We start from the raw sequence: 5,371 nt of genomic DNA, 5'->3' as shown, positions 1-5,371 counted from the left end.
GGCCCTTCCGGCCGCCGCCGGTGCAACACACAGACGTGAACGAGAAGAGAGAAGAGCTCATGGACGAGATCACCCGTGACGTGGTCGTCATCGGAGCCGGTGCTGCCGGCCTCACCGCCGCGAACGACCTGCGCAAGGCCGGCCTCTCGGTCGCGGTCCTCGAAGCACGTGACCGTGTGGGCGGGCGCCTGTGGACCGACGTGATCGACGGCGCGATGCTCGAGCTGGGCGGCCAGTGGGTCTCGCCCGATCAGACGGCGCTCATCGACACGGTCGCCGACCTCGGGCTCGAGACCTACAGCCGCTACCGCGAGGGCGACAGCGTCTACGTGGGTCCGGACGGTGTGGCCAAGCGCTTCACGGGCGAGATGTTCCCCGTCGCTCCCGAGACCGAGCGCGTCATCGACGAGATCACCGCGCGCCTGGATGCCATGGTCGCCGAGATCGACCCGGACCGTCCGTGGGCGCACCCGAAGGCCGCCGAGTGGGACAAGATCTCGTGGGACGCGTGGCTCCGCGAGCAGACCGACGACGACGAAGCCGTGCGCAACCTCGCGTTCGCGACGGGCTCGGCGATGCTGACCAAGCCGACGCACACCTTTTCGCTCCTGCAGTCGCTGCTGATGGCTTCGTCCGCGGGCTCGTACTCGCACCTGGTCGACGCCGACTTCATCCTCGACAAGCGCGTCGCGGGAGGCCTCCAGCAGGTGCCCGAGCTGCTCGCCGAACGCCTGGGCGACGACGTCTTCCTGAACCAGCCGGTGCGCCGGCTCATCTGGGGCGCCGAAGCCGCCACGCCGGATCGTCCCGCGGACACGGCGACCGGTCGGCGCGTCGACGACCTTCGCGCCCTGACCGCGCGCGTCGAAGCGGCGAAGTCCTCATCCGCCGGCGTCACGGCGATCGCCGACGGGATCACCGTCCGTGCGCGCTTCGCCGTCCTGGCGCTCGCCCCCGTCCTGTACTCGCGCATCTCGTTCGAGCCCCCGCTCCCGCGTCTGCAGCACCAGATGCACCAGCACATCTCGATGGGCTTCGTCATCAAGGTGCACGCGGTCTACGAGACGCCGTTCTGGCGCGACAAGGGCCTGTCCGGCACCGCCTTCAGCCCCTACGAGCTGTCGCACGAGGCGTACGACAACACCAATCACGGCGACGAGCGGGGCACCCTCGTGGGCTTCGTCTCCGACCAGAACGCCGATGACCTCTTCCGTCTGAGCGCCGAGGAACGCAAGGAGAAGATCCTCGAGTCGCTCTCGCATTACTACGGGCCCGAGGCCAAGAACCCGATCGTCTACTACGAGAGCGACTGGGGTACCGAGGAGTGGACCCGCGGTGCGTACGCCGCGAGCTTCGACATGGGCGGCCTCCACCGGTACGGCGCCGACCTGCGCGAGCCCGTCGGCCCGATCCACCTCGCCTGCAGCGACATGGCCGGAGCCGGTTACCAGCACGTCGACGGCGCGATCCGCCAGGGACACCGCGCCGCCGACGAGATCCTCGACCGAGCGCGCGGATGAACGCCGCGGTCGTCGTCGGGTACACCGCGACCGACACCGGGGCCGATGCCCTCGCCCTCGGCATCCGCCTCGCCCGCGCGATCGGGGCACCGCTCAAGATCGCGCTGGTCCTGCCCGGCGACGCCCGCAGCGTCATCACCCCGCCGGACGCGGCCTACACCCGCCACATCCGCGAGCAGGCCGAGAGCTGGTTGAACGACGCGGCGCGTCGGATTCCGGATGCCGTGCCCCACCGCACCCGCATCCGTCACGCCGACTCGTTCGCCGAGGGTCTCGTGGCCTTCGCCGACGAGATCGGTGCGGGCTACATCGTGGTCGGCGCCGCGAACGGGGGACTCCGCGGTCGCCACCGTCTCGGGACCGTCGCGTCGGAACTGCTGCACTCCTCCGACGTCCCCGTCGTCCTCGCGCCCGAGGGGTCTCGCCTCATCGACCCGGCGCTCGGCATCAGCCGGGTCACGGCCGCGATCGGCAGCCGGCCCGGAGCCGACGTGCTGCGCGACGAGAGCGTGCTGCTCGCGGCGGCGGCATCCGTTCCCCTCCGTCTTCTCTCGCTCGTGACGGTCGACCTGCCCGCGGGGCTCGAGACGGGAGCGATCCGCATCGCGGGTGCCGCGCACTCCGAGGAGGTGCTGGCGCAGGCTCGCGCCGAGCTTCCCGCCGACGTCGCCGCCGAGGTCGTCGTCGCCGACGGAGACAGCATCGAAGAGGCCGTGCGCGATCTCGCGTGGGATCCCGCCGAGCTCGCGATCGTCGGCTCCAGCCGGCTCGCCCAGCCGCGACGCCTCTTCCTCGGTTCGACCGCGGCGAAGATGCTGCACGAACTCCCCGTTCCTCTCGTCGTCGTGCCACGAAGCCGTGCCGACGCTCCCGTCCAGGAAGGACCGCGGCCATGACCGCACCCGCACCCGCCACCGGCAGTGAGGCCGGCGGTCTGTCGAAGAAGGGCCTGAGCGCCGGCACGATCGGCCTCATCGGCGCCGTCGTCATCGGCATCTCGTGCATCGCTCCCGCGTACACGTTCACCGCCGCGATCGGTCCGACCGTGGGTGCGGTGGGCGTCCAGGTGCCGGCCATCATCCTCGTCGGCTTCATCCCGATGCTGCTGGTCGCCTTCGGCTACCGCGAACTGAACAACCGGATGCCGGACTCCGGCACGTCCTTCACCTGGGCCTCGCGGGCCTTCGGGCCGTGGATCGGCTGGATGGCGGGGTGGGGACTGATCGCCGCCACGATCATCGTGCTGTCGAACCTCGCGGGCATCGCCGTCGACTTCCTGTTCCTGCTGATCTCTCAACTCACCGGTCAGCCCGGCATCGCCGACCTCGCCTCGAACCTCGGCATCAACATCGTCGTGTGCCTGCTGTTCGTGCTCGGAGCCACCGTGGTGTCGTACCGCGACATGCAGACCACGCAGAAGCTGCAGTATGTCCTCGTGACCTTCCAGGTCCTCGTGCTCGTCGTCTTCGCGGTGGTGGCGATCACCCACGCGGTGCAGGGCAACGCCTTCGACGCCACGCCGTTCTCGTGGGAGTGGTTCAACCCGTTCGCGGTGTCGTCGTTCAGCGCCTTCGCGGCCGGGGTGTCGCTGTCGATCTTCATCTTCTGGGGGTGGGACGTGACGCTCACCATGAACGAGGAGACGAAGGACCCCGAGAAGACGCCCGGCCGCGCGGCCACCATCACCGTCATCACGATCGTCTCGCTGTACCTGCTGCTCGCGGTGTCGATGATCATGTTCGCCGGGATCGGCGACGGGGAGTTCGGACTCGGCAACCCCGACATCCAGGACAACGCCTTCTTCGCGCTCGCCGGCCCCATCCTGGGTCCCTTCGCGGCGTTCGTGTCGCTCGCGGTGCTGACCAGCTCGGCATCGTCGCTGCAGTCCACCTTCGTCGGCCCGGCCCGCACGCTCCTTGCGATGGGGCACTACGGCGCCCTGCCCGAGCGGTTTGCGAAGGTCAGCCCGCGCTTCTTCACCCCGGGGTACGCCACGATCGTCTCGGCCGTCGTCGCCGCGGGGTTCTACGCCGTCATGCGGGTGGTGAGCGTGAACGTGCTCAGCGACACGATCCTCACTCTCGGCATCATGATCTGCTTCTACTACGGGCTCACCGCGTTCGCGTGCGTCTGGTACTTCCGCAAGCAATGGTTCGACTCGGTGCGCAACGTCTTCTTCACGCTGCTGTTCCCCCTCGTGGGCGGGGTCATCCTCGCGGTGATCTTCGTCACGACCCTGATCGACAGCATGAACCCCGAGTACGGCAGCGGTTCCGAGATCGGCGGCGTGGGACTCGTCTTCATCCTCGGGATGACGATCATCCTGCTGGGAGTCGCGATCATGGTCTGGCAGCGTGTGCGCCGCCCGGCCTTCTTCCGGGGCGAGACCCTCTCGATCGACGCTCCCGCCAGCGCTCGCCGCGGTCGCCGCGCCGCCGCACGACCCTGACCGACCACCCACCACGACAGAAACGGACCGACACCCATGAGCGATTACGCCGTCGTCAACCCGGCCACGGGCGAGACCCTCGCCGAGTACGACACCCTGTCCGACGCCGGAGTGGAAGCCGCGATCGCCTCGGCCCACGACGGGTTCCGCGTCTGGTCGCGGACCGCGCCCGCCGAGCGCGCCGAGGGTCTGCGCCGCGTCGCTCAGCTGCACCGTGAACGTCGCGACGACCTCGCCGCGATCATCGTGCGCGAGATGGGCAAGCCCCTCGAAGCCGCGCTCGGTGAGGTCGACTTCGCCGCCGACATCACGGAGTACTACGCCGACAACATCGACAGAATCACCGGCGACACCCCGATCGACATCCTCGGTGAGGGCACCGCGGTGATCCGCCGCGCGGGACTGGGAGTGCTCCTCGGCATCATGCCGTGGAACTTCCCGTACTACCAGGTGGCCCGCTTCGCCGCGCCGAACCTCGCGGTGGGCAACACCATCCTCCTCAAGCACGCGCCCCAGTGCCCCGAGTCGGCCGAGGCCCTCCAGCTGATCTACCGCGACGCGGGGCTTCCCGAGGGGGCGTACGTCAACGTCCGTGTGACCAACGACCAGGCGGCGACCATCATCGCCGACCGCCGTGTCCAGGGCGTGTCGGTCACCGGTTCCGAGCGGGCCGGGTCTGCGGTCGCCGAGATCGCCGGTCGCCACCTCAAGAAGGTCGCGCTCGAGCTCGGCGGCTCCGACCCGTTCATCCTGCTGTCCACGGACGATCTGGATGCCGCGGTCCAGGCCGCCGTGGATGCCCGTCTCGACAACGTGGGCCAGTCCTGCAACGGCGCCAAGCGCTTCATCGTCGTCGACGACCTGTACGACGCGTTCCTCGAGAAGTTCACCGCCGCCCTCGGCGAGGCGAAGGTGGGCGACCCGTTCGCCGAGGACACGATCCTCGGCCCCCTCTCGTCGCTGGCCGCCGCGGAGCGCCTCGACGAGCAGGTCCAGCGTGCGGTCGCCCAGGGCGCGAAGATCGAGGTCGGTGGCACGCGCGACGGCGCCTTCTACCCGGGGACGGTCCTCACCGGCGTCACGAGCGACATGGACGCGTACGGCGAAGAGTTCTTCGGTCCGGTCGGCACGGTCTACCGCGTCTCGGGCGAAGACGAGGCGGTCGCCCTCGCCAACGACACGAGCTTCGGTCTCGGTTCCTACGTGTTCACGACGGATGCCGATCAGGCGGCGCGCGTGGCCGACCGGCTCGAGGCGGGCATGGTCTATGTCAACCTCGTGCTCGCCGACTCCCCGGAGCTCCCGTTCGGCGGAGTGAAGCGCAGCGGGACCTCGCGGGAGCTGGGTCTGCTGGCGGCTGACGAGTTCGTCAACAAGAAGCTCATCCGCACGGCCTGACGCC

The 5,371-nt window shown here is 69.4% G+C and carries 4 protein-coding genes; all 4 read left to right on the top strand.

All coding sequences use genetic code 11. The features are described 5' to 3' along the window. Positions 1 to 59 precede the first annotated feature (59 nt). Genes P2P98_RS14335 through P2P98_RS14320 form a run of 4 tightly spaced genes read left to right on the top strand, consistent with a single transcriptional unit; the run spans position 60 to position 5,367 of the window. On the top strand, positions 60 to 1,520 hold the full coding sequence (locus P2P98_RS14335; RefSeq protein WP_275800787.1) for an NAD(P)/FAD-dependent oxidoreductase: 1,461 nt from the start codon (positions 60 to 62) through the stop codon (positions 1,518 to 1,520). Beyond that, entirely contained in the window at positions 1,517 to 2,416 is a 900-nt protein-coding gene (locus P2P98_RS14330) for a universal stress protein (protein WP_275800786.1), read from the top strand. The genes P2P98_RS14335 and P2P98_RS14330 overlap by 4 nt, the downstream gene beginning before the upstream one ends. Continuing rightward, positions 2,413 to 3,969, top strand: a complete 1,557-nt coding sequence (locus P2P98_RS14325; protein ID WP_275800785.1) for an APC family permease — start codon at positions 2,413 to 2,415, stop codon at positions 3,967 to 3,969. Before P2P98_RS14330 ends, P2P98_RS14325 begins: the two co-directional genes overlap by 4 nt. 36 nt (positions 3,970 to 4,005) lie before the next feature. Next, on the top strand, positions 4,006 to 5,367 hold the full coding sequence (locus P2P98_RS14320; protein ID WP_275800784.1) for an NAD-dependent succinate-semialdehyde dehydrogenase: 1,362 nt from the start codon (positions 4,006 to 4,008) through the stop codon (positions 5,365 to 5,367). Positions 5,368 to 5,371: the final 4 nt, after the last annotated feature.

The organism is Microbacterium sp. Kw_RZR3 (assembly GCF_029222405.1).
Lineage (GTDB): Bacteria > Actinomycetota > Actinomycetes > Actinomycetales > Microbacteriaceae > Microbacterium.
This window is presented reverse-complemented; position numbering and strand designations above follow the sequence as displayed.